24 protein-coding genes are annotated in these 23704 nt (G+C 66.7%); 9 read left to right on the top strand and 15 right to left on the bottom strand.

The genetic code is table 11. The features are described 5' to 3' along the window. Positions 1-75: 75 nt before the first annotated feature. On the top strand, positions 76-1083 hold the full coding sequence (locus AAGA11_10265) for a TAXI family TRAP transporter solute-binding subunit (GenBank protein ID MEM9603236.1): 1008 nt from the start codon (positions 76-78) through the stop codon (positions 1081-1083). Positions 1084-1166: 83 nt separating this feature from the next. Then, positions 1167-3305, top strand: a complete 2139-nt coding sequence (locus tag AAGA11_10260; protein ID MEM9603235.1) for a TRAP transporter fused permease subunit — start codon at positions 1167-1169, stop codon at positions 3303-3305. An 11-nt stretch (positions 3306-3316) separates the two neighbouring features. Here AAGA11_10260 and AAGA11_10255 read toward each other — a convergent pair whose 3' ends face one another. The 12 genes from AAGA11_10255 to cysE form a co-directional block, all read right to left on the bottom strand. Beyond that, complete coding sequence (locus AAGA11_10255; protein MEM9603234.1) at positions 3317-3898, bottom strand: hypothetical protein; 582 nt, start codon at positions 3896-3898, stop codon at positions 3317-3319. A gap of 116 nt (positions 3899-4014) precedes the next feature. Further along, positions 4015-5466 (bottom strand): ribosome biogenesis GTPase Der, encoded by a 1452-nt coding sequence (der, locus tag AAGA11_10250; protein MEM9603233.1) that lies wholly within the window; start codon positions 5464-5466, stop codon positions 4015-4017. Positions 5467-5525: 59 nt separating this feature from the next. Further along, on the bottom strand, positions 5526-6680 hold the full coding sequence (gene bamB, locus AAGA11_10245) for an outer membrane protein assembly factor BamB (GenBank protein MEM9603232.1): 1155 nt from the start codon (positions 6678-6680) through the stop codon (positions 5526-5528). Continuing rightward, positions 6677-7309, bottom strand: coding sequence for a tetratricopeptide repeat protein (locus AAGA11_10240; protein MEM9603231.1), 633 nt, complete (start codon positions 7307-7309; stop codon positions 6677-6679). Before AAGA11_10240 ends, bamB begins: the two co-directional genes overlap by 4 nt. Before the next feature lie 4 nt (positions 7310-7313). Then, a complete protein-coding gene (hisS, locus tag AAGA11_10235) occupies positions 7314-8588 on the bottom strand; it encodes a histidine--tRNA ligase (protein ID MEM9603230.1) in 1275 nt (424 codons plus the stop codon). A 50-nt stretch (positions 8589-8638) separates the two neighbouring features. Then, on the bottom strand, positions 8639-9406 hold the full coding sequence (pilW, locus tag AAGA11_10230; GenBank protein ID MEM9603229.1) for a type IV pilus biogenesis/stability protein PilW: 768 nt from the start codon (positions 9404-9406) through the stop codon (positions 8639-8641). Beyond that, positions 9403-10560, bottom strand: a complete 1158-nt coding sequence (rlmN, locus tag AAGA11_10225; protein MEM9603228.1) for a 23S rRNA (adenine(2503)-C(2))-methyltransferase RlmN — start codon at positions 10558-10560, stop codon at positions 9403-9405. The genes pilW and rlmN overlap by 4 nt, the downstream gene beginning before the upstream one ends. Positions 10561-10567: 7 nt before the next feature. Further along, positions 10568-10999, bottom strand: coding sequence for a nucleoside-diphosphate kinase (gene ndk / locus AAGA11_10220; protein ID MEM9603227.1), 432 nt, complete (start codon positions 10997-10999; stop codon positions 10568-10570). 125 nt (positions 11000-11124) lie between these two features. After that, entirely contained in the window at positions 11125-11490 is a 366-nt protein-coding gene (locus AAGA11_10215; GenBank protein ID MEM9603226.1) for an iron-sulfur cluster assembly scaffold protein, read from the bottom strand. After that, complete coding sequence (locus AAGA11_10210) at positions 11483-12643, bottom strand: aminotransferase class V-fold PLP-dependent enzyme (protein ID MEM9603225.1); 1161 nt, start codon at positions 12641-12643, stop codon at positions 11483-11485. The genes AAGA11_10215 and AAGA11_10210 overlap by 8 nt, the downstream gene beginning before the upstream one ends. Continuing rightward, complete coding sequence (locus AAGA11_10205) at positions 12640-13107, bottom strand: Rrf2 family transcriptional regulator (GenBank protein MEM9603224.1); 468 nt, start codon at positions 13105-13107, stop codon at positions 12640-12642. The genes AAGA11_10210 and AAGA11_10205 overlap by 4 nt, the downstream gene beginning before the upstream one ends. 20 nt (positions 13108-13127) lie before the next feature. Continuing rightward, positions 13128-13976, bottom strand: coding sequence for a serine O-acetyltransferase (gene cysE, locus AAGA11_10200; GenBank protein MEM9603223.1), 849 nt, complete (start codon positions 13974-13976; stop codon positions 13128-13130). A 165-nt stretch (positions 13977-14141) separates the two neighbouring features. On the opposite strand from cysE, the gene AAGA11_10195 reads away from it, so the two are divergent. Then, positions 14142-14945, top strand: coding sequence for a hypothetical protein (locus AAGA11_10195; protein MEM9603222.1), 804 nt, complete (start codon positions 14142-14144; stop codon positions 14943-14945). On the opposite strand, the gene AAGA11_10190 is transcribed toward AAGA11_10195, so the two are convergent. Then, positions 14878-15660, bottom strand: a complete 783-nt coding sequence (locus AAGA11_10190) for an RNA methyltransferase (GenBank protein MEM9603221.1) — start codon at positions 15658-15660, stop codon at positions 14878-14880. The two genes, AAGA11_10195 and AAGA11_10190, sit on opposite strands and share 68 nt — an antisense overlap. Positions 15661-15707: 47 nt before the next feature. Between AAGA11_10190 and AAGA11_10185 the strand changes: the two genes are divergently transcribed. The 3 genes from AAGA11_10185 (at position 15708) to AAGA11_10175 (ending at position 17888) form a co-directional block, all read left to right on the top strand. Further along, on the top strand, positions 15708-16529 hold the full coding sequence (locus tag AAGA11_10185) for an inositol monophosphatase family protein (GenBank protein MEM9603220.1): 822 nt from the start codon (positions 15708-15710) through the stop codon (positions 16527-16529). 90 nt (positions 16530-16619) lie between these two features. Continuing rightward, positions 16620-17072, top strand: a complete 453-nt coding sequence (locus AAGA11_10180) for a prepilin-type N-terminal cleavage/methylation domain-containing protein (GenBank protein MEM9603219.1) — start codon at positions 16620-16622, stop codon at positions 17070-17072. Positions 17073-17438: 366 nt separating this feature from the next. Beyond that, on the top strand, positions 17439-17888 hold the full coding sequence (locus AAGA11_10175) for a prepilin-type N-terminal cleavage/methylation domain-containing protein (GenBank protein MEM9603218.1): 450 nt from the start codon (positions 17439-17441) through the stop codon (positions 17886-17888). Positions 17889-17986: 98 nt separating this feature from the next. Here AAGA11_10175 and sucD read toward each other — a convergent pair whose 3' ends face one another. Together sucD and sucC are read right to left on the bottom strand one after the other, a co-directional pair. Beyond that, a complete protein-coding gene (sucD, locus tag AAGA11_10170) occupies positions 17987-18898 on the bottom strand; it encodes a succinate--CoA ligase subunit alpha (GenBank protein ID MEM9603217.1) in 912 nt (303 codons plus the stop codon). Next, positions 18898-20097 (bottom strand): ADP-forming succinate--CoA ligase subunit beta, encoded by a 1200-nt coding sequence (gene sucC / locus AAGA11_10165; protein MEM9603216.1) that lies wholly within the window; start codon positions 20095-20097, stop codon positions 18898-18900. Before sucC ends, sucD begins: the two co-directional genes overlap by 1 nt. A 201-nt stretch (positions 20098-20298) precedes the next feature. Between sucC and AAGA11_10160 the strand changes: the two genes are divergently transcribed. From AAGA11_10160 to AAGA11_10150, 3 genes are all read left to right on the top strand, one after another. After that, positions 20299-21525, top strand: coding sequence for an MFS transporter (locus tag AAGA11_10160; GenBank protein MEM9603215.1), 1227 nt, complete (start codon positions 20299-20301; stop codon positions 21523-21525). A gap of 223 nt (positions 21526-21748) precedes the next feature. Then, on the top strand, positions 21749-22177 hold the full coding sequence (locus tag AAGA11_10155; GenBank protein ID MEM9603214.1) for a DUF2141 domain-containing protein: 429 nt from the start codon (positions 21749-21751) through the stop codon (positions 22175-22177). A gap of 9 nt (positions 22178-22186) precedes the next feature. Continuing rightward, on the top strand, positions 22187-23704 hold the full coding sequence (locus AAGA11_10150; protein MEM9603213.1) for a carotenoid oxygenase family protein: 1518 nt from the start codon (positions 22187-22189) through the stop codon (positions 23702-23704).

Raw genomic sequence — 23704 nt, 5'->3', positions numbered from 1 at the left:
GATAGATCAAATTGATCATCGGCGCGCAGTAGCAAAAAATAGCAGGCCCCATTTCACATACTGGAGCCTGCTCTCATGACGAGCCCCCTCTCCCGCACGCTCAAGTCGGTTGCCCTGGGCGCGGCGCTGGCCGCGTCCACCCTGGCACACGCCGACACGGACTACATCCTCAACACCGCCTCGACCGGTGGCACCTACCACCCCGTCGGCACCGCCATTGCCACGTTGAGCAAGGTGAAGCTGCTGCCCAAGCAGAAGTTCAGCCTCACGGCAGTGAACTCGGCTGGCTCCGGCGCCAACGTCCAGGCACTCGCCGCCGACACCGCACAGTTCGCGATCATTCAGGGCCTCTACGGCCACTACGCCGCCACCGGCACCGGCCCGGTCAGCGAGCCGCAGACCGGCATGCGCTCGGTCACGATGCTCTGGCAGAACGTCGAGCAGTTCGTCCTCGCCGCAGACAAGGCCGCCACTGGCACCGTCGACGACCTCATGGGCGTCAAGGGCAGCACCATGGCCTTTGGCAAGCAGAACTCCGGAACGATCGGATCGAACACCGTCCTCCTCGCCGGCCTCGGCCTCGACATCGAGGCAGACTACGAGCTCTACCACGCAGGCTACGGCCCGTCCGCGGATGCGCTGGCCAACGGCCAGGTGGTCGGTGCCGGGCTGCCTTCCGGCCCGCCAACCAGCGCCATCACCAAGTTGATGTCAACCAACGGCGACGGCTTCACCGTGCTGGACGTGACCGCTGAGCAAGCGGCGAAGATGGACGGCGGCCGCAACCTCTGGGTTCCCTACACCATCGAAGCAGGCACCTACCCGAACCAGGACGCGCCGATCCAGACCATCGCACAGCCGAACTTTCTGGCGGTGAACGCGAGCGTCGACGAAGAGCACGTGTACCTGCTGACCAAGTCGATCTACGAGAACCTGCCCTTCCTGCAGGCCATCCACCCGGCGACCAAAGCCATGGCTGTCGAGAAAGCGACGGCGGGCCTGCCGGTGGCACTGCACCCGGGCGCGGCACGCTACTACAGCGAAATGGGCATCGACCTGCCCGAGCGCCTGCTGGCCGACTGACCCGGTCACCCTCGCCCGCGCAGCCATTTCGCTGCGCGGGCACTCTGCTCCGTTGAACTCCACACGCGTGTCCGGACGCTGACATGGCAACCACGTCACCCAACGCAAACGACGAAACGCTGCCCGCGTTCTTCGATCCCAACGCCCTGCGAGACCGCAACCGGTTCAACACGCTGCTGTACCTCGGCGTGTGCGCCTTTGCGCTCTGGCACATCGCGACCAACCTGGTGATCACCGAGTCGGACCGCTGGCAAAACTGCATTCACTACGCCGGGTTTGCATTGCTCGCGACCCTGACGACCTTTACGGGTGGCAAGCCCTGGGCGGTCTGGCTGAACCGCGCGTTCGCGGTCGCGCTGGCGCTCGCCGCGCTCTGGGTCGCTGCCGCCGAAAACGGCATTTACGCAGCCACACTCGCGAAGACCGGCCAGAGCTGGCAGTTGTCGGTGCTGGACTGGACCGCGGGCCTGCTGGTGATCGTCGGCGCCATCGAGCTGTCGAGGCGGCTGACAGGGTGGATCATCCCCGCGCTGATCGTGCTCGCCATCGCGTACATCCTGTTTCTCGGCCAGTGGCTGCCCGGCGCGTTCCGCGCGGCGTCGCTGCCGCTCGACGATGTGCTGTTCCGGTCGTTGTACAACGACGAGGGCATGTTCGGCATCATCACCAGCATCTCGTCATCGAACATCACGCTGTTCATGATTTTCGGCGCTTTTCTGGTCGTCTCCGGGGCGTCTGACTTCGTCATTGAAATGTCGAAATCGGTCGCCAGCCGCTTCCGCGGCGGCGCGGCATTCGTGGCCGTGATTTCGTCGGCGCTGACCGGCACGATTTCCGGGTCGGCAATCGCCAACACCGCGTCAACCGGCGTGATCACCATCCCCTTGATGAAAGCCAACGGCTTTCGGCCACAATTCGCCGCAGGAGTCGAGGCGTCGGCCTCGACCGGTGGCCAGTTGATGCCGCCGATCATGGGCGCAGGCGCCTTTATCATGGCGAGCTACACCGGCATCCCCTATGCCGACATCGTACTGGTCTCGATCATTCCCGCGCTGCTGTACTTCCTGTCGGTGGCTTTCGTCGTCCGTATCGAAGCTATAAAATACAACATAGGCACCGAAAACGTCGAACCCGTGGATCGCCAGAAGATCGTCGCGGGCGTGCTGAATTTTCTCTTTCCGCTCGCGTTGATGACGACCTTGCTGGTCATGGGGCGAACGCCGAACTACGCGGCCTGCCTCGCGATCTTCAGCCTGATCGCAGTGAGCTGGCTCACACCGAACAAGATGACGCCAGAGAAAATCCTGCGCGCGCTGTCGCTCGGCATCAAGACGTCCGTCATGACCGCGATTCTGTTGGTCGCTGTCGGCCTGATCAACAACGCCGTGACAACCTCTGGCCTGGCGAACACCTTCGCCTTGATGATCACGCAGTGGTCACAAGGGTCGATGTTGCTCGCACTGGCGCTGGTGACGATCGCGTCGCTGGTGCTCGGCATGGGCCTGCCCGTGACCGCCGCCTACATCGTGCTATCGATCCTGTCAGCCCCGGCGCTGGCCGGGCTGCTCGCCGACGCCGTCATCCTCCAGCACCTGGTCGCCGGCGTGTCGGACCCGATGGCCCTGGCGACATTGAGCCTGTTGGACTCGCCCCACGTGGCCGGCCTCGCCGACGGGCTCACGCCCGAAGCGGCGGCCGCGCTGATGGCCGCCCTGCCCTTTGATATCGCCATCGCCCTTCGCCCGATGATCGTCGACCCGGCGCTGATGACCGGCTTCCTGCTCACCGCACACCTGATCGTGTTCTGGCTGAGCCAGGACAGCAACGTGACACCGCCGGTGTGCCTTGCGGCGTTCACTGCCGCCGGTATCGCGGGTTCACGGCCGATGGCCACGGGATTCGAGGCCTGGAAAGTGGCGAAGGGGCTCTATATCGTGCCGCTGCTGTTCGCGTACACACCGCTACTGACCGGCAGTGCGCTCGAGGTCACCCAGATCGCGGTCTTCTCGCTCTTCGGCATCTACGCCACCAACACGCTGCTGCAGATGTTCTCCGAAGGCCCGTTGACCCCGCTCGACTACCCATTGATGGCCCTCGGCGCGGTCGGCGCCTACTGGCCGCTGGAGACGCTCTACAACCTCACCGGCGCCGCTGTCATCGTCGGCGTGATGCTGCTCGCGCGACGCCGACAGCACCGCCTCGACAGCGCCTCGGCGACCTGACCCTCTCCGGTTCACGCGATCAGCACATAGGGTTCATCGGTTTCGATGCGCTGACCGGCGGGCCGGAACGCGAGCGCGTATGCCGGCCCGCTGAAGGCGACGATCCAGTCGAAACGCGCCGCGTTCACCTCCGCGTTGTTCCGTTCGACCGCGGTGTTGTACCGCAACGCCGCGATGTCCACCGCGGTGTTGGCGACCGTCAAGCAGGCGTGCAGATCGTCCAAACCGCCGGCACCGGCGTCGGTGTCCGGTGACCGGTGGTCGGCGATCAGCGCCATCACCGCCTCCAGGCGTGCCCCGAGGCGGTGTTCGGCGCCGACGATCCGCTGGAAGTCATCACCCTTGAGTGCCTCGCGCGCCGCGGACTGAGCCTCGGTTACGGCGTGAAAACCGAGCGATTGCTCGAGGCCGTCCCGGCGCACGATTCGGCGCACGCTGTCGAGCATGTCGTGACGGTTGTGCAAGGCGCGGGACAGCAGATCCCAACCGTCGGTCACCGCAGCGCGCAACAGCAGCCGTCGTGCCACGTAGCACCCGCCGTGCACCACGCAGGCGACGCAGAGGGCAGAGAAAGCCAGTACCGATCCGTCCATTGAGACTCCCGATGCGAACCGCGCACGCCGGTGCGGCCGCGGTTTCAGACGGAATCGACCGGCTCAGGAGAAAATAAAGTACTAAATTACTACCTTGGGGCGCGCGCGGGCCGTCCTCAGCGGCGTTGCTGCCGAGACCCTGCTCCCTTGCCCGGGCGTTTCCGCGACTTGACCGGCGCCGGTCCGCCGCCGGTCGCGCGGTGGGCAAACGGGTTGTCACCGCCCTGGAATTCGATCCGCAGCGGCGTGCCCTCGAGCATCAGGTGCTCGATGAAGAAATTGGCGAGGTATCGGCGGTAGGCGGCGGGCACCTGTGTGACCTGTTTGCCGTGGACGACGATCACCGGCGGGTTGCTGCCACCCTGGTGGGCATAGCGCAGCTTGATCCGCCGCCCGTGGACCAACGGCGGTTGGTGCTGGGTCACCGCGTGCTCGAGCAAGCGGGTCAACTGCGGCGTCGCGAGGTCGGTCGTCGCGGAGGCGTAGGCCCGGTCGATGGCGCGCAGCAATTGGCCCAGGCCCGTCCCCTTGCTCGCCGAGATGAAATGCGTCGTGGCAAAGCGGGCAAAGCCGAGCCGCCGAGCCAGTTCCGCCTTGAGGCCGTCCCGCGCGGCCTTGTCCAGGGTGTCGCTCTTGTTGACCCCGAGCACCATGGCGCGTCCGGCGTCGAACGCGTACCCGAGCACGTGCAGATCCTGCTCGGTGAGCCCCTCGGTGGCATCGATCAGGACGACGGCGACTTCGCAGGCATCAACCGATTGCAGGGTCTTGACCACGCTGAATTTCTCGACCACGTCGCGGACCTTGCCGCGGCGGCGCACACCCGCGGTGTCGATGAGATCGTAGCGACGGCCGCCCCGGTCAAACGGCACCGTGATGCTGTCGCGCGTGGTGCCGGCGATGTCGGAGGCCACCAGGCGTTCCTCGCCGATCAGTTGGTTGATCAAGGTGGATTTGCCCACATTGGGGCGCCCGATGATGGCGATGCGCGGCGGCCCGCGCCGCTTGGGCCGAGCCGCGGCCGCCTCTCGGGGCTCGCCCTCTGCCAACGGCGTGACGGCGAGCGCGTCGGCCACCGTCGCCAGCAAGTGACTCATGCCGCGGTTCTGCGCAGCCGCGATCGGCACCGGCTCGCCGAGCCCGAAGCTGTAGTAGTCCGCCACCGCCCGGTCTTCGCCGATGCCGTCGATCTTGTTGACCACCAACAGCGTCGGCGCCTTGCGGCCCCGCAACGCCCTCAGGATGTCGTCATCGTCGGCCGTTGGGCCACTGCGACCGTCCACCAGAAAGAGCACGAGATCAGCTTCGTCCACGGCTTGCCACGCCTGCCGACCGACGTCGCCACCCAGCGGGTTTTCCAGGTCCTGCAAACCACCGGTGTCGATCACGATGTAGGGGAAGCCGCCGACCACGCCGTCGCCGTAGCGGCGGTCGCGGGTCAGCCCGGGGATGTCAGCGACCAACGCGTCTCGCGAGCGCGTCAAGCGGTTGAACAGGGTCGATTTGCCCACGTTGGGGCGGCCGACCAGGGCAATGACAGGTGTGGCACCCACTGGAGTGGCACCCATTGGCGTGGTGTCCACTGGCGTGGCGGCGCCTGGTGGCGTGCCACCGGCCTGCTCGTCGGTCACCGTGCGCCGCCGACCACCGCCAGTCGCGCCAGGTCGCCGTTGCGGCTCTGCACCAGCACGTCCGTCCCGGCGGAGATGATCTGTGCCCGCACGGCTGTGTCACTGACCCGGTACCGGCCAACCAGTGCGCCGGTGCGCGGGCTCACGGCGTGAATGTAGCCATCGAAATCGCCGAGCAGGATGGCACCGCGGTGGTTGACCGGGTCGCTCAACTGCCGCCCGCGCAGCGCCTCGGTGGTCCACAGCCGCTCGCCGGTCGTCGCGTTGAGGCCAACCAGCGTGCTGTCGCGTTCGACCACAACCAGAGCGTCGTCATCCCCGGCCAGCCCGGCCACGGAATCGAGCACCTGGGACCATTTCTGTTCGCCCGTGCGCCCATCCAGCGCCGTGACATCACCGCGCCGAGAGCCGACCACCACCGCCCCCCCGACCACCACAGGCGGCGCGTCGACGTCGACGATGCGCTGCACTGCCGTGCGGCCGCGCGGTGTCGAAATGTAGCTCTCCCAGATCACCCGACCGTTGCGCTCCTCGAGCGCCACGAGCCGCCCGTCGTCGAGTGAAGCAAGGTACCCGCCCGGAACGTACACGTTGTAGCCCGCGCCGCGGACGGTCAGGCTCGGCGCCTGGTAGCGGTACTGCCAGAGCACACTGCCATCGACGACGTCGAGCGCGTACAGTTCGCCCGAGGTCGTGCTGATCAACACCTGCCCTGCGTCGACAAGCGGCGCCCGCAGCACCTCGCGGTCGAGCATGGCCTCCCAGCGCACGGTGCCGAATTCGCGGTCGAGCGCCAGCAGTGAGCCGTCGCGCGTGCTGACGTAGAGGCTCTGCGTGTCGACGCTGGTGCCGCTCGAAAGCGGGCGGTCGAGGTCTCGCTCCCAGAGCGTCTTGCCCTCGTTGAAACTGAACGATTTCAACGCACCCGACGCACTCGCCGCATAAACAACGCCATCCGCAAGCGCCGGCGCAAAGGACGCGCCGTCAAACCGCGCCTCACCCGGCAACCCGGCCTGCCAGACAAGATCGAAAGACACACTGGGCGCCGCGATCGGCTCGAGTTCGGTCGGCGGCACCGCGGGCTTCGACGCGCAGGCCGTCACACCGAGGGCAACACAGACCGACGCAGCGATGGCGCGCCAGGGTCTCACGGGTTGGCGCGCCCGGCGAGGTCGAGGATCTGCATGTCGAGCAGCGATTCGTCCGCCACGTCGGCACTCGATTCCCGCGCACGCTCGTAGGCCGCGCGGGCTTCAGCGGTTTTGTTCTGGGCGAGCAACACGTCACCACGCACCGTTTCGGTCAGCGCCTCGAACGACGCGGGCGCCTCGGCCGGCAGCGCGTCCAGCGCCGCCGCGTGGTCGCCCTGCTCCAACAGCACACGCGCCAGGCGAAGGGCGGCAACCGCCTTCAGGTCCGCGTCGTCTGCGTTGTCGACCGCGTAGCGCAAGGCCGTCGCCGCGCCGCCCAGGTCGCTCGCCTCGACCAGACGTTTCGCCTCGTGAAAGGCGCCGAGAGTCGCGTACGGTGTGCCAGCGTAGTCCGCTCTCAAGGTGTCGAAGTGGCCCGCCGCCGCCGCGTCGTTGCGCTCAACCGTTTCGATGAGTTCCGCGTACACGCGCGAGGCCAGCTGCGCCTGCTTGCCCTGCCAGGCCTGCCAACCACGCCAGCCGCCCACCACAGCCAACGCGACGACCACGGCGACGATGATCGACGTTCCGTTTTCGTCCCACCAGGCCTTGAGCGCCTCTACCTGTTGTTCGTCTGTTTCGTAGGCCACGCGCCTATTCTCCTGAAATCATGTGTGTCACCTGCTCGATCAGCTGGTCGACGGAGACGGTTTGCTGTTCGCCCACGCCGCGCAGCGGCTTGAGCGTGACGGTGCCGTCCGCCAGTTCCTGGTCGGCCAGGATCAGCGCGACCTCGGCGCCGCTCTTGTCAGCCCGTTTGAACTGGGCCTTGAAGCTGCCCCCCACCGCATTGTACTGCAAGCGCAAGCCTGGAACGCTGTCCAGCAGACGCTCTCCAAGCGCCAGCGCCCTGGATTCCGCCTGGCCTGCTGCCGCAACCACGAACACCTGCGGCGCCACGGTCGGGGCGGCGCCCCGCAACTCCGACACCAGCTCGAGCAGGCGTTCCATGCCGATCGCCCACCCCACGGCCGGACTCGACTTGCCACCGAGCAGGGTGACCAGCCCGTCGTAGCGCCCGCCACCACACACCGCCGCCTGTGCACCGAGTCGGTCGGTGGTCCACTCGAACACCGTGTGCGAGTAGTAGTCGAGGCCCCGAACCAGGCGCGGGTTCAGCGAAAACGCAATGCCGGCCTCGCTCAACGCCGACTGCACCGCCTCGAAGTGGGCCCGAGAGTCGTCACCGAAACACGCCTCCAAAGACGGCGCGCCGGCAATCAGCTCCTGCATATCCGGGTTCTTGCTGTCGAGGATGCGCAGCGGGTTCGAGGCCAGGCGGCGCTCGCTGTCGTCGTCGAGCGCAGCGCGGTGGGCGTCGAAATAGGCCACCAACTGGGCCCGAAACGCCTGCCGTTCTTCGAGCGTACCCAGGCTGTTGAGTTCCAGCGAGACGGCCGTGTCGATACCGAGCTCGCGCCAAAGCCGCGCGCTGAGGCAGATCAGCTCGGCTTCGATGAGCGCGCCAGCGGCGCCATAGACTTCCGCACCGATCTGGTGAAACTGCCGATAGCGGCCCTTCTGCGGCCGCTCGTAGCGGAACATCGGGCCGCTGTACCACACCCGTTGCACGCCTTGGCCGAGCAGACCGTGCTGAATCGCCGCCCTGACACAACCCGCAGTGTTCTCGGGGCGCAACGCGATCGATTCACCGTTGCGGTCGTCGAAGGCGTACATCTCCTTTTCGACGATGTCGGTTGCCTCACCGATGCCGCGCGCGAACAGCGCGGTCTTTTCGAGCGCCGGTGTGCGCATTTCGCCGTAGCCGTAGGCGTTCATCAGCGTGCGCACCGCGCGCTCAAGCCGCTGCCACTCGCTCGACTGGGACGGAAGTATGTCGTGCATACCGCGCAGGCTGTTTATGCTCATGTCTGCCGTGTGCCGTACGGGCGGCCTCGTTGAATCGGTGACGCGGTGCGTCAGCTCTCGTTTGCCAGGACCTTGGCCTGATAGGAGTTCGGGAAGCTCAGCTGCAGTTTCCGAACGTAGCTGTTGGCGACGTCCCGGTTGCCGAGCCGACGCGCAACCCGGGCACCCAGAGCGAGGCTCTCTGCACTGCTCGGCGCGTAGCGCTCGAGCGCCTGAAGGGAATCCATGGCGTCATCGGGGCGCCCCTCATCCGCCTGCAACTTGGCGAGGCTCAACTGCGCAGTGGCGAAACGCGGGCGAATCTCGAGCGCGCGCACGAGATTGCTCTCGGCGATACCGGTCTTGCCGGCCTGCAGCGCGCAGTTGGCCGCGTTTTCGAAGGCGAGCGCCGGGGTGCGGTAGAGCGGGTTCTCGGCAACGTCGAGGAACTGGAGGATGCCCTCTTCGTACTGCTTGCGCTCGCACAGGAAGACGCCGTACGCGTTGGCGTACTCCGGCTCGTCCGGGGCCAACTCCACAGCGCGGCGGAAATGCGCACCGGCCCGGGTCGGCTCGTCCAGGCGCTGGAACACCACGCCCTGCAGGTTGTTCGCCAGCGGGTTGCGCGGGTTCTGGACCAGGGCCTTCTCGACCTTCGCTTTCGCCTGCTGCAGGTCGCCCTGGTTCAGGTAGCCGAGCGCCAGCTCGGCGTTGAGCTGCGAGGCGCGCGCCATGTTGGCGTTCGCCGCTTCGCGGTTCGAGGCGCACCCTGCAAGGACCACGGTGGCTACAAGGCATGCGACACAGGCGCGGACAAGCTTGGTGATGATGGGGTTCACGGGCGCGACTCTCCAAATCGAGGTTCAGCAAATTTGGCCGCGCGCCGGCTCTTGTCCGTCACATCCCCAGCCAACTGCCCACAGGCAGCGTCAATGTCGTCACCGCGCGTGCGGCGCTTGATTGTGCGCACCCGTTGGCGGTTGAGGACATCCCAGAACCGATTGATTGCCGTCTCGGAGGAGACGGTGTAACCGGAGCCCGGAAAGGGGTTGAACGGAATCATGTTGACCTTGCACGGCACGGATTTGACAAGTTTAGCCAATGCACGGGCGTGTTCAGGCGAGTCGTTGACACCGGCGAGCATCACGTACTCGAACATGATGTGGGTTTTGTGGTCCCGCTCGACATAGCGACGGCAGGCCGCCATGAGATCCTTGATCGGGTATTTGCGGTTGATCGGCACGAGTTCGTCGCGCAACGCGTCGTCGGGCGCGTGCAACGACACCGCCAGCGAGCAGTCGACCGCCTCTCGCAGGCGGTCGATCGCCGGCACGATGCCCGAGGTGCTGACCGTGACCCGCCGCTTGGACAGGCCCCAGGCGTTGTCGTCGAGCATCAGGTTGAGCGCCGGGACCAACTGGCGAAAGTTCGCCAGCGGCTCCCCCATGCCCATCATCACGATGTTCGTGATCCGCCGAAAGCCCACCGCCCGGTAGGCGTCACTGCGCAGCAGCTCGGACGCGAGGTAGACCTGGGCGACGATCTCGGCTGTGCTCAGGTTGCGGTTGAAGCCCTGCCGCGCGGTGGCGCAGAAGGAACAATCCAACGCACAGCCGACCTGCGAGCTCACGCACAGGGTGCCGCGGTCCTCGGAGGGAATGAACACCGTCTCCACCGCGTTCGCGCTGTCGACCTTGAACAGCCACTTGCAGGTGCCATCCTGCGACACGTGTGCATGCTCGACCTCGGGCAGACGCACTTCGGCGTGTTCGCGCAACGCCGCCCGGAACGCCTTGCTCAGGTCGGTCATGTTGTCGAACTGGCGGACGTCCTGGTGGTACAGCCACTTCAACAATTGCCGAGCCCTGAACCGCTTCTCCCCCAACGACTCGACAAAGGCCACCATGCCGCCCTCGTCGAGGCCGAGCAGATTGGTGCGCCCGGTGATCACCGGCGCACCGGTGACGGTCACGCTGGGGGACAGGGCAGACATGGGTCCGTCAGCGGGTCCGCGGACAGACGCCGTCGTCGCCGAAGAAGAACGCGATCTCGACCGCGGCGGTTTCGGCGGCATCGGAGCCGTGGCAGGCGTTCTCGTCGATCGAGCTCGCGAAGTCGGCGCGGATGGTGCCCGAGGCCGCTTCGGCCGGGTTGGTGGCACCCATCACGTCACGGTGCGCGGCAATGGCGTTCTCGCCCTCGAGCACCTGCACGATCACGGGGCCGGATGTCATGAAGCTGACCAGGTCGTTGTAGAACGGCCGCTCCTTGTGGACCGCATAGAATTCGCCTGCCTGCTCAGCGCTCAGGTGCATCATGCGGGCAGCGACAATCTGCAAGCCGGCATCCTCAAAACGCTGGTAGATCTTGCCGATCACGTTCTTGGCGACGGCGTCGGGTTTGATGATGGAGAGGGTCCGCTCAACGGCCATGGTCTGGTGCCTCGTCAGGGGCGGCTGGCGTCACGCCAGCCACGGGTTAGGTAAACCCACAAGTGTACCGCAATGGCCCGTCCGCTGCGTGATTCAGTTGTCAGATTGACCAGCTGAGGCGCACGTCAGTCGAGGCGGCCAAGCGCGGCCCGCAAGGCATCGACCGCGTGCTGCGCGGCGTGCTGCCGGCTGGCCGGGAGCGCCAGCGCTCGCGAGACGGCGGCAACCGCAGGCGGCGAGACGGGCGGCAGCGCACCGTCAACCTGTTCGCACACCCACTCCGCTGCGGCGATCGTCGCCGGGTCACCGTACGCTCGAAACCGGGCGTGCAGCGCGCCGTCGCCACCCACACCGAGGTGCACCTCGACCAGGGCACCCGCGGCGCGCGCGCCGCTGGCACCCGTGGCGCCGCCCCCCGCCAACGCGCCAGTCAGCGCGAACCGCGGCGCGCGGAACCGCGACCGCACGGCCTCGGACAGGCGCTCAGCCACCGGGGGACAGCGCGCGCAACCGCTGCACCGCCTGTTCGATGTCGCGCGCGGCCAGGTCGACGTCAGCGTCGCTGTTGAAACGCCCGAAGCTGATACGCAGCGACCCCTGCGCCTGCTCGGGGGTGCACCCGATCGCCCGCAGCACGTGCGACGGGGTCAGGTCGGCGCTGGTGCAGGCGCTGCCGCTGGAAACGGCAACGTGCTCGAGTGCAAGCAACAGGCTCTCGCCCTCGACCCCGTCGATCGAGACGTTCAGGTTACCCGGCAGGCGTTCGGTCATCGCCCCGTTCAAGCGCACGCCAGGCAACCGCTGCAGGCGTGACCAGAGGGCATCCCTGAGCCCAGCCAGCCGTGCCGACTCGGTGGCGAGCGCGTCCGCTGCCACCGCACACGCGGTCCCGAGGCCGACAATCTGGTGCGTTGCCAGGGTGCCCGAGCGCAGCCCGCGTTCGTGGCCACCGCCGAGGATCTGCGGTTGCAGGCGCACCGGAGGCCGACCCCGCACACACAGCGCACCGACGCCTTTGGGGCCGTGAAACTTGTGCGCACAGACGCTCAGGAGGTCGACCTGCATGGCGTGCATGTCGACGGGGATCTTGCCGACGCTCTGGGCCGCGTCCACGTGCAAGAGCACGCCGCGCGCGCGCGTCACCGCGCCGATCGCGCCAATGTCCTGCACGGTCCCGATTTCGTTGTTGGCGTGCATCACGGAGACGAGCGCCGTGTCGGGGCGCATCGCTGCCGTGAGCGCGCCAAGATCGACACGGCCCGCCGCGTCGACGTCGAGCAGGTCGATGTGCCAGCCGGCCTTGGCAAGCCGCGCGAGCGGGTCGAGCACGGCCTTGTGTTCGGTCTTGACACTGACCATGTGAGCGGGGTTCGAAAGGCGACCCGCCACCCCGAGCAACGCGAGGTTGTTGGCCTCGGTGGCACCCGAACAGAAGACGACTTCCTCCGGGTACGCGCCCACCAGGGCGGCAACGGCATCGCGCGCGGCGTCGACCCGGTCGGCCGCCGCCAAGCCGTGGGCGTGGCTGAAAGAGGCCGGGTTGGCGAACACCCCGTCGACAGTCAGGCACGCGGCCATGGCATCGGCCACGCGCGGGTCAACCGGCGTGGTCGCAGCGTTATCGAGGTAGCACAGGCCGCTCAAGGGGCCGGGGTCGAGCCGGTCGCGCTGGGCAGCTTCATGTGCCGCAGCGGCTGCTCGGCGTTGCCGGGCTCGACCAGCAGATCGGCCAAGGTAACCCGGCTGAGAAAGTGCTCGATCTGCACGGTCAGCGCCTGCCACAGGTTGTGCGTCGGACAACGCTGTTCTCGCTGGCACGTCTTGTGGCTACCGCGGTGGGTCGCGTCGAGCAGTTCATCGACCGCGCTGAGGATCTCGGCCACCGAAATCGCATCGGTCTCGCGTGCGAGCCGGTATCCGCCGCCGGGCCCACGCACGCTCTCGACCAGGCCCGCACGCCGGAGGCGGCCGAACAGCTGTTCGAGGTAGGACAGGGAAATGTCCTGCCGACCGGCAATGTCGGCCAGCGCAACCGGCTGACTCGCCGGCTGCAGCGCCAGGTCGAACATGGCCGCGACCGCGTAGCGGCCTCGTGTCGTCAGTCGCATGGGTGTGCTCCCCGCCCGCGCTAGGCGTTGGCGGCCTTCGACGGCGGTTCGGGGGGTGCGTCAGACGCGATCGCGCCGTCGTTCGCCTCGTCCGGTGTCTGCGCTGTGGCTGTCTCGGCGAGCTCGTCGCACGGAAAGTCGATCTCCAGGGGTTTCAGCGTGTCGACCTGACGTCCCATGGCGCGCATCGCGTGACACATCTGATCCATGCGACCGTGCATGTCCCGCATGTGATCGAGCATGCCGTTGATGGTCTGGGCGACCGGGTCCGGCATGTCGGCGGTCTGACCGTAGGCGTCGAAACCGATCTGCCGCGCGAAATCGGCGCGTTCGGCGTCCAGACCGCGCTTGCGGGCCACCTCGCGCCCGGGGATACCGACGACCGTGGCACCAGGGCTTACCGGCTTGAGCACCACCGCGTTCGACCCGATGCGCGCGCCGTCCTCGACGGTGAACGGACCGAGGATTTTCGCGCCGGCACCCACGACCACGTCGTTGCCGAGGGTCGGGTGCCGTTTGCCCCCTTCGCCCTCGAAACTTGCCACCCCGCCAAGCGTGACACCGTGGTACAGCGTCACGTCGTCGCCGATCTGCGAGGTTTCGCCGATGACAACGCCAATGCCGTGGTCAATGAAAAAGCGGCGTCCGATCTCGGCACCGGGGTGAATCTCGATGGAGGTCAACCACCGCGCAACCGACGACAACCAGCGCGCGAGCCATTTGAACCCCCGCCCCCACAGCCAGTGGTTGACGCGGTGAAACAGGATGGCGTGGACACCTGGGTAACAGGTAACGATCTCGAACACGTTACGTGCCGCCGGATCACGGCCAAACACGCTGTTGACGTCTTCTTTGATCAATTGCCACATGGGTACCACCCCGCTTGTTGAGGCCGTTTTGCCGCGTGCGCAACGCACGCCGCTTTCGACCCACCAGTGTCCCGCACCGGCCGCGCGGGTGTCAACGCAGCGCCCCGACCCACGGCGGAACGGTATTCGCACACACAAACCGCATGCACCGCACGACCGACACCGATGTTTGCCGATACTGACTACCCGGACACGAATCGGGCCACCTTAGTTCACCAGGAGGCCGGCGAAAGCGCGGAGTGGCGCGTCTTCGAGCAGGCTCGGTGGCGTTGGTTGGAGACGCCTGACGGGGCGATCCACGCCGCCATCGACCGGCGTACGCCAGACACCCCGGCGCTCGGCTACATCCGGACCATGTTGTCGGGCCTCTGCCTCGCCGAACGACCCCTCCGGGTACTGGACCTCGGCTACGGCTGCGGCACGCTCGCCGGCGCACTGCGACAACACGTGCCCGACGCCTGTGTGACCTCGGTCGAACGGGAACACGCCGTGGTGCGGATCGCGCACCGGTGGTTTGGTGGCACGCACCCCGACCACGTCGTCATGGCGAGTGCGGAGCGGTATGTGCACCGGAGCCAAGCGCCATCCGACGCCGTGTTCTGCGATTTGCACAGCACCCGGGACGGGTCGGGGCCGGCAGCGGATCCAGCCTTTCACGGCGTGCTGGCCGAGCACCTGGGCGAGGACGGTGTCTGCGTCGTCAACCTGTTGCCGACGGACCAGCGTCACGCCATCGCGCTGGTTGGTGCTGTCCGCGCGGCCTTTGCCCACGTCTGGCTCGCGACGGTGCCGGGCTGTCAGAACCTTGTGGTGTTTGCGCGTCAACGCGCTTGCGCCGCCCCCGACCCGCGATCCCCGTTCGCCCGGTACTGGTGTGACGACTCGGTCACCGCCTGCCCGGTCAGGCGCGCTTCGCCCGCTCGACCGCAACCAACACGCCACGCAGGATCTGCAACTCCGACCGGCTGAGTGCCGAGCGGTTGAACAGCCGGCGCAGACGACGCATGAGCTGGCGGGGCTTCTCCGGGTCGTAATAGCCGATCTCGACCAACACCGACTCCAGGTGCCGGTAGAAGCGGTTCATGTCGTCCTGATCGGCCCGGGGATCTGCGTCGCTCGTCGGCGCTGTTGTGCCGCCGTGGCGTGCGCTGTGGCTGGCGATCTCGTAGGCGAGGATCTGCACGGCAGACGCCACGTTCAACGAGCTGTAGTCCGGGTTCGCCGGAATGTGCACACGCGCCGAACAGAGCATCAATTCGTCGTTGGTCAGGCCACTGCTCTCCCGACCGAACACCACGGCCACGGGGCCTGCCGCGGATTCGGCCGGGCGCTCGGCGATTTCGGCAGCGAGCGCCCAGGGCGTGTGGGTCGGCCACTCGATGCTGCGGGATCGCGCACTGGTGCCGAACACGGCACTGCAATCGGCAATCGCCTCGGCCAATGAATCGAACACCAGCGCACGCTGCAGAATGTCGTCGGCGCCTGAAGCCCGCACGGTCGCCTCTGCGCTCGGAAAGTGGCGTGGCGAGACCAGCACGAGCTCGCCGAAGCCCATCGTTTTCAGCGCGCGTGCTGCCGCCCCGATGTTGCCTGGGTGTGACGTCTCAACCAACACGAAACGCAGCCGATCCAACGCGCCGCCGGCCGGCACCGCCGACCCCGGTGTGGTCGCGCGCTCAGTCATTGTTCGCTACTCTATCCTGCTGTCGACGCTCTTTACCTGCTTCAGCCATGCACCCCATGCTCAATATCGCCGTGCGCGCTGCGCGCGCGGGCGGCAAGATTATCATGCGCAACTTTGACCGGCTCGACCGGGTGCGCGTCACCGAAAAAAGCGCCAAGGACTTCGTCAGCGACGTCGACCGGCAAGCGGAAGCGGAAATCGTCCACGTGCTCCACAAGGCCTACCCCGACCACGGTTTTCTGGCCGAGGAGAGCGGCGAGCTGGCTGGCAAGGCGGACGACGGCTACCGCTGGATCATCGACCCGCTCGACGGCACGACCAACTTTCTGCACGGCTTTCCGCAGTTCGCCGTGTCGATTGCCCTGGCCTACCGCAACCGCCTGGAACAGGCCGTGGTGTACAACCCCGTCTCGCAGGACATCTACACCGCCTCCCGCGGCGCTGGCGCCGAGCTCAACAACCGCCGCATCCGCGTCAGCAACTGTCGTTCGCTCAACACGGCGCTGCTCGGCACGGGTTTGCCCTTTCGCGAGGGCGACGATTTCGATGCCGAGTTCGCGGTGCTGCGCACCTTCGCCGAGAAGACCGTGGGTATCCGCCGGCCGGGCGCCGCCGCGCTCGACCTCGCGTCGGTGGCCGCCGGGCAGTTCGACGGCTTCTATGAAAGCCGTTTACAAGCGTGGGACATCGCCGCAGGCGCCCTGTTGGTGCGCGAAGCCGGCGGCCTGGTCACCGACCTCGCGGGTGGCGAGAACTGGCTGCAATCCGGTTCGATCGTGGCTGCCACGCCGAAACTGCTGCCCGAACTGCTGGCGACCTTGCTGCCGCACGCCGCTGTGATGACCGCAGGACACAAAACCGGAATCTGAGCCGGTCCATCGCCTTGCGCTGACGCGCCGGTGTGCTCAAGCGTGCACTGACACTGCCGCTAGTCCGATCACACCGATGAAGGTCACACCATGATGCGACGCCAATCCGGGTTCACGCTGATCGAGCTGATGATCGTCATTGCGATCATCGGCATCCTCGCGTCCATCGCCGTGCCAAGCTACCGCACCTACGTGCAACAGGCCACGGTCTCGACGGCCTTCGGGCTGATGCAATCGGCGAAGCTGCAGATCATGGAAAACCACGCGCTGGGCGGCGCCATGCCGTCGAACAGCGACCGCTTCTACGAGGACAACGACCCCGACGCCGAAATCGCCTACGTCCACTGGTACACGGCAGCGCCTTGGGGCTCACGCATCGTGGCGCACTTCGGGCCCGGTTCGCCGGGCCTCAACAACAAGCGGCTCTGGTTGGTCATGGACGAGTCGACACCAGGCATGCTCGGCTGGACCTGCATGAACTTCAACGGCGGTTCTGGCGGCCACGCGCTGCCCGAAGATGCGCTGCCGAGCGAGTGCCGATAAGGCCTGATCAGCGCAGCTGGCGGCCACGTTCCCACAGACCGTCCGCGTGCCCCGCCCGCGCCCGTACGGCGCCATCTGCCGACCCGCGGCCTGCGCCCCCCGATCCCGACTGCGCGCCGGCTGCCGCCGAGACCCGCCGGCCGCACTGCGCACGCGGGTGAGCTGAGCCGCAACGCCGCCCGCCTGCGCCCGCGGCCACGCCGCAGTGGCACGTGACGCACCTCACACTCCCCAAAACCCGGACGTCGACGTGTTTCGGTTACGACACACAAAACGAGAACTGCCGCACACCTTTTCCTCGAACGCGTTGGCAAAGTGGCTGGCACACACGCGCCAGTTCACAAAAACACAACACAGGACAGTGCCATGCGTCGCCACCAGACGGGTTTTACCTTGATCGAACTCCTCATCGTTTTTGCCATTGTCGGTATCCTCGCCGCCATCGCGGCGCCGCAGTACGGCAACTCGGTGCGCAAGTCGTTGGTGTCCAACGCCTTCACCGTGTTGCAGGAGACCAAGAACCGTGTGGCCGAGACTTACGCGGTCACCGGCTCACTGCCGGCAAACGACACGGAGTACGTTTTCGACGGCAACCGCGACGCCGAGATTGCCCGGGTTCACTTTGCCAACGAAGCGGGCCGCGAGCGCCTGGTTGCGACCTTCGGCCCGGCGACCGGCTCGCTGGACCAGACCGAGCTGTGGCTGGCGCTGGATCTGAGTGACGGGATGATGATGCGCTGGCACTGCCGAACGCCGAGCAGCGGTTCTGCTGCCGTGCCGGTGAGCGCACTGCCGGGTGAGTGCTCACCCGTGTGAATCGGGCGTCGGTCGACGCCCCGGGGAACGGTAGCTTGCGTTCGGCGTGCCCCGAATGGGCACACCGACACAGTCCCGGGCCGCAGCCCGCAGGACAGTCAGCCCTTGAGTCGGGCGACGAGTGTTTCGCCGAGTTTGGCCGGCGACGGTGAGACCGAGACACCCGCTGCTTCCAGCGCGTCGATCTTGTCTTCCGCGCCGCCCTTGCCACCGGAGATCACCGCACCTGCGTGCCCCATGGTGCGTCCGGGCGGGGCGGTGCGGCCGGCGATGAACCCGACGGTGGGTTTGCTGCGCCCCTTCTTGGCTTCGTCCGCCAGGAACTGCGCCGCGTCTTCCTCGGCGCTGCCACCGATCTCACCGATCATGATGATCGACTCGGTCGCCTCGTCCGCGAGAAACATCTCGAGCACGTCAATGAATTCGGTGCCCTTGACCGGGTCACCGCCGATGCCCACAGCCGTCGTCTGCCCGAGACCCGCCTGGCTGGTCTGGTAGACCGCCTCGTAGGTCAGGGTGCCGGAGCGCGAGACCACACCCACCGAACCCTTGCGGAAAATCGAGCCCGGCATGATGCCGATCTTGCAGGCTTCAGGGGTCAGGATGCCGGGGCAGTTCGGCCCGAGCAGCCTGGAGTTCGAACTGGCGAGGCGCGCGTTCACCTTGACCATGTCGAGCACCGGAATGCCCTCGGTGATACAGGTGATGAACGGCACCTCGGCGTCAATGGCTTCGATGATCGCTGCCGCTGCGCCCGCAGGCGGCACGTAAATGACCGAGGCGTTGGCGCCGGTGCGCTCGACACCCTCGGCAACCGAGGCAAACACGGGTAGCGTGGTTTCCGTGCCGTCGACGTTGCCGACCCAGTCGGTACCGCCTTTCTTCGGGTGGATGCCGCCGACCATCTGCGTGCCGTAGTAGGCAAGCGCCTGCTCGGTGTGAAAGGTGCCGGTGCCGCCGGTCAGTCCCTGAACCAGGATCTTGGTGTTGGCGTCTACGATGATCGACATCAGGCAGCTCCCTTGATGGCCGCGACAATTTTCTGTGCGGCGTCGTCGAGGTCATCTGCGGCCACCGCAGCCACATCGCTCTCGTTGATGATGGTCTTGCCGGCTTCCACGCGCGTGCCCTCGAGTCGGACGACCAGCGGCACTTCCAGGCCGACCTGCTTGACGGCCGCCACCACACCTTCAGCGATAACGTCGCAGCGCATGATGCCGCCGAAGATGTTGACCAGAATGCCCTGGACGTTGGGGTCGGACGTGATCAGCTTGAACGCCGCCGTCACCTTCTCGGTGGTCGCACCACCGCCCACGTCGAGAAAGTTGGCCGGCTCTGCGCCGTACAACTTGATGATGTCCATGGTCGCCATGGCAAGCCCGGCACCGTTGACCATGCAACCGATGTTGCCGTCGAGGGCGATGTAGGCCAGGTCGTGCTCGGCCGCTTCGACCTCCTTTGAATCCATTTCGGTTTCGTCGCGCAACTCGGCAATTTCCGGGTGCCGAAACAGCGCGTTGCCGTCGAACGAGACCTTCGCGTCGAGCACGCGCAGGCCACCGTCGCCGAGCACCACGAGCGGGTTGACCTCGAGCAGGCTCATGTCCGTCTCGGTGAAGGCGGTGTAGAGGCAGTTGAACAGGGCCGGTCCCTGCTCGGCCGCTGCGCCCTCGAGTTCAAACGCGGCGACGAGCTTCGCCGCGGTCGTCGCGTCCACGCCGGCCGCTGCGTCGACGTCGATCGTGTGGATTTTCTCGGGCGTGGCCTCGGCCACCGCTTCGATGTCCATGCCACCCTCGGTCGACGCAACAAACGCCACCTTGCCGGTTTCGCGGTTGACCAGAATCGAGCAGTAGAGCTCCCGTGCGATGTCCGCACCGGCCTCGAGGTACAGACGGTTCACCTGTTTGCCCGACGCACCGGTTTGTTTGGTCACGAGCGTGTTGCCGAACATCTCCTCGACGTGCGCACGCACCTCGTCGTCGGATTTGGCAAGCCGCACACCGCCCGCGGCGTCTGCCGAGAGCTCCTTGAATTTGCCTTTGCCGCGCCCACCTGCGTGGATCTGGCTCTTGACGACGCGTACAGGGCCGGGAACCGCTGCGAGCGCCGCGTCGACGTCCGATTTGTCAAGGATGGCCATGCCTTCGGCGACAGGTGCGCCGAACCCTTTCAGCACCGCCTTGGCCTGGTACTCGTGAATGTTCATGTGATCGAAGTTCCGCTTTCTGCGTGTATCGGGTAACGGACAAGCATAACGCAGTCCGCCATGTCACGCAGGGCGTATCGAATCTCTGCGCCAGAGCACGGTACTATGGCGCAAAGGCGCAGTTCACTGTGCAGCAAAATGCCCCACAGACACCGAAGCCGTGGCGTGCGACACTGAGCACCCGACCGACCGCGCCACGCCATGACCCACTCCCGCCCCGCGCGTGGCGAACGTGCCGCACTTGGCTTTGCCCTGGCCACCGTGTGCATTGATGCCATGGGCATCGGCTTGATTTTCCCCGTGATGCCCGCGCTGCTGCAGTCCCTGGGCCTCGACAGTGTGAGCGACGCGGCGCTCTGGGGCGGTGTCCTTGGCATGCTCTACGCCGCGATGCAGTTCCTCTGCGCCCCGCTGCTGGGAGCGTTGTCGGATCGGTTCGGGCGGCGCGTGGTTTTGCTCGTCGGCCTCGCGGCACTCACGGTTGACTACGTGATCCTGAGCCTCGCTGGCGGCCTCGTTGTGCTGCTGGCGGGGCGGGCGATCGCCGGCGCGGCCGGGGCCACGTACGCGACCGCGAGCGCCGTGATTGCCGACATCACCCCGGAATCCGGCCGCGCCGCACGCTTTGGCTTGATCGGCGCGATGTTCGGCATCGGCTTCGTGCTCGGGCCGGCGCTCGGCGGCCTGGTGGCCAGCTGGCACATCCGCGCACCGTTCATGCTCGCCGCGGTGCTCGCCGGCACGAACCTGCTGTTTGGCGCCCTCGCCTTTCCCGAAACCCTGCCGCAACATCGCCGTCGACCGATCGACTGGCGGGTCACAAACCCGTTTCGCGCCCTGGCGGCGGCGTTCACGCTACCCGGCATCGCTCCGCTGCTCATCGTGGTCGCCTTGTTCCACCTCGGCAACCACATCTACCCGACGTTGTGGGCCTACTGGAGCACGGCGCAGTTCGGCTGGTCACCCGGGCTGATCGGCGCGTCGCTCGCCGCCTACGGCATCCTGCTGGCACTGGTCCAAGGTGTGCTCGTCGGGCCCGCAGTGTCGCGCTTTGGCGAGTGGCGGATTGCCTTGTGGGGGTGTGTCGCCGGCAGCTTGGCGGCATTGGGTTTTGCGCTTGTCGCGGCCCCGTGGCTGGTGTTTGTGCTCATCTGTTTGGCCGCCCTGTCCGATCTGGCCCCGCCTGCGCTGACCGCAACGCTGTCAGGGCGTGTCGGTGCCGACGCGCAGGGCGAACTGCAAGGCATCCTCAGCGCCATCACGGCGCTGACGGCCGTGCTGACACCCCCGATCGCCACCGGTGCCTTCTACCTCGCAACCCGGCCGGGCGGCGGTCTGGACATGCCCGGTGCACCGTTTCTGATCACCGCCGGGCTGTTGGCGCTGGCCACCGGCCTGCTGCTGCGCATCGACCCCGCACAGCGCTGATCCACCCGGCCGCAGCAGGGCCTGTCGTTCCGAAGACCCCACCCCCGCCGGCGGGACGGACGCTCGATCGTCCCGTTCACGCACCGTACTCACCGCCGGTCGCCCGCTCGCGCGCTTCGTCGCGTCGCGCTCGCACGTCAACCCAGGCCGGCCGACGATAGCCTTCGAGCGGGTGCGGAACACCCCCGCACCCAGACCACCCTGAGACAGGAGCCACGACAGCATGAACACACACCGCCCTCACCGCGCGTTGCGCGCGGCCCTTCTCGCCGCCGTTTGCACGGGCACCGCCACCGCCGCCGACCTCACAATCACGCTCGATCCCGTCGCTGACAACGACGGCATGGTGATGCTGGCGTTATACAGCAGTGCATCGAGCTTCCGCGAGACCGTGCACGCCGCACAGCAGGCACCGGCCGTCGCTGGCACCATGCAGTTCACCTTCAGCAACCTCGCACCGGGCGACTACGCGGTGATGGTGATGCACGACCGGAACGGCAACGGTGAACTCGACACGAACCTGCTCGGCCTGCCGCGAGAGCCCTGGGGGGCATCACTGCAGGGCAAGCGGGTCTTCGGCCCGCCGGGGTGGGAGGACGCCCGGTTCACGGTGCCGACCGATGGCTACGCCCTGTCCATCACGATGCGTTGAGGGCCTGACATGTCAACCGCCCAACCCCAGCTCAATCGCCGCGCGTTTTGCCAATCGGCGGTCGCAGGCGGTTTCGCCTACGCGTTCGGTTGTTCACCACGGGCCGGCGCCGTGGACCGTGTCCCTGATGCGCAGCAGGCCTTCGCGAGTAGTTTTCGCGACGTGCCCGACACCTACGGGCCGACGCGCGTGCGGTTCAACGCACCGTTACCGGCCGGATTGCGCGGCACCTTGTACCGCAACGGCCCCGCGCGCATGCAACGCGGAGATACCCGCTACAACCACTGGTTTGACGGCGACGGTATGGTGCATGCCTTCGCCCTGGACGGCGACCACCTCACGCACCGAGCGCGCATGGTGGACACGGCCCGCTCGGCCATAGAGGCGCAGGCCGGCAGGTTTCTCTGGAGCGGTTTCGGCACCGGTTTTGACGACGGTCGTACCGTTGCGCACCCGGACGACGTGAACGTCGCGAACATCAACGTGCTGCCCGTCGGCGACGATATCCTCGCGTTGTGGGAGGCCGGATCACCATACCGCCTGCACGCGGAGACCCTGGAAACGCTCGAACGCCACGTGTTCTCGACAGACACCGATGGCTTGCCGTTTTCTGCCCATCCGCGCGTTGACCCAACGGGCCGCATCTGGAATTTCGGTTACCTCAGTGGCAGCGGCAAGTTGGTGCTCTACGACCTGAACGCCGATGGCTCGATGCACCGGGTCACCCTGATCGACGCGCCGAACGCCGACATGGTGCACGATTTCGCCATCACCGAAGAGCACCTCGTCTTTGTGCTTCAACCCATTCGATTCGACCGCCAGGGCGATCCCGCAAGCCCGTTTCTGGACAGGCTCCGGTGGGACAGCGACGGCGCTGTGCACGTGTTGTTGGTGGACAAGGACACACTGTCGGTCAGCCACCGCTTCGAACTGCCCGCGTTCTTTGCCTTCCACCTCGGCAACGCCTGGCGTGATGGCGGCAGCCTGCGCGTGGAAGTGGCAACAGCGCCCGACTTTCACTCGCTCATGGCCGACATCGAGGCCGCGACACGCGGTCAGCGTCTGCCGGCGACCGTTGGCCGCGCACAAGCCGCCGAGATCCGCCTGAATTTGCTGACCGGCACCGCAGAGATTGACACTCTGCCCACCTCGGGCATCGATTTTCCTCGATTCGACCAGCGATTCACCGGCCGCCGCACCAATGCGCTGGTGATGATGGGGCGCGCGGCATCCCTGCCACCTGCGGCCTTCGGCTTCAACACGGTCACCGTGTTCGACCGCGCACGTGGGACAGAGGCGCTGTACGACTACGGCAGCAACACCCTGGCCGAGGAACATCTGTTCGTGCCTGCGCCGCACGGCACGGCCGGTGTCGGGTGGGTGATTGGCACCCACTACAATTGGAAAACGCGCCGAACGGGTATCTCGGTGTTCAACGCGGCACACGTCGAAGACGGCCCTGTCGCCGAGGCGACGCTGACATACGGCCTGCCGATGGGTTTGCACGGCCAGTTTGTCTCCCGTTGA

The organism is Pseudomonadota bacterium, from assembly GCA_039196715.1.
Lineage (GTDB): Bacteria > Pseudomonadota > Gammaproteobacteria > CALCKW01 > CALCKW01 > CALCKW01.
Note: the sequence above shows the minus strand (reverse complement) of the source record. Positions and strands in the feature narration are given on the sequence as shown.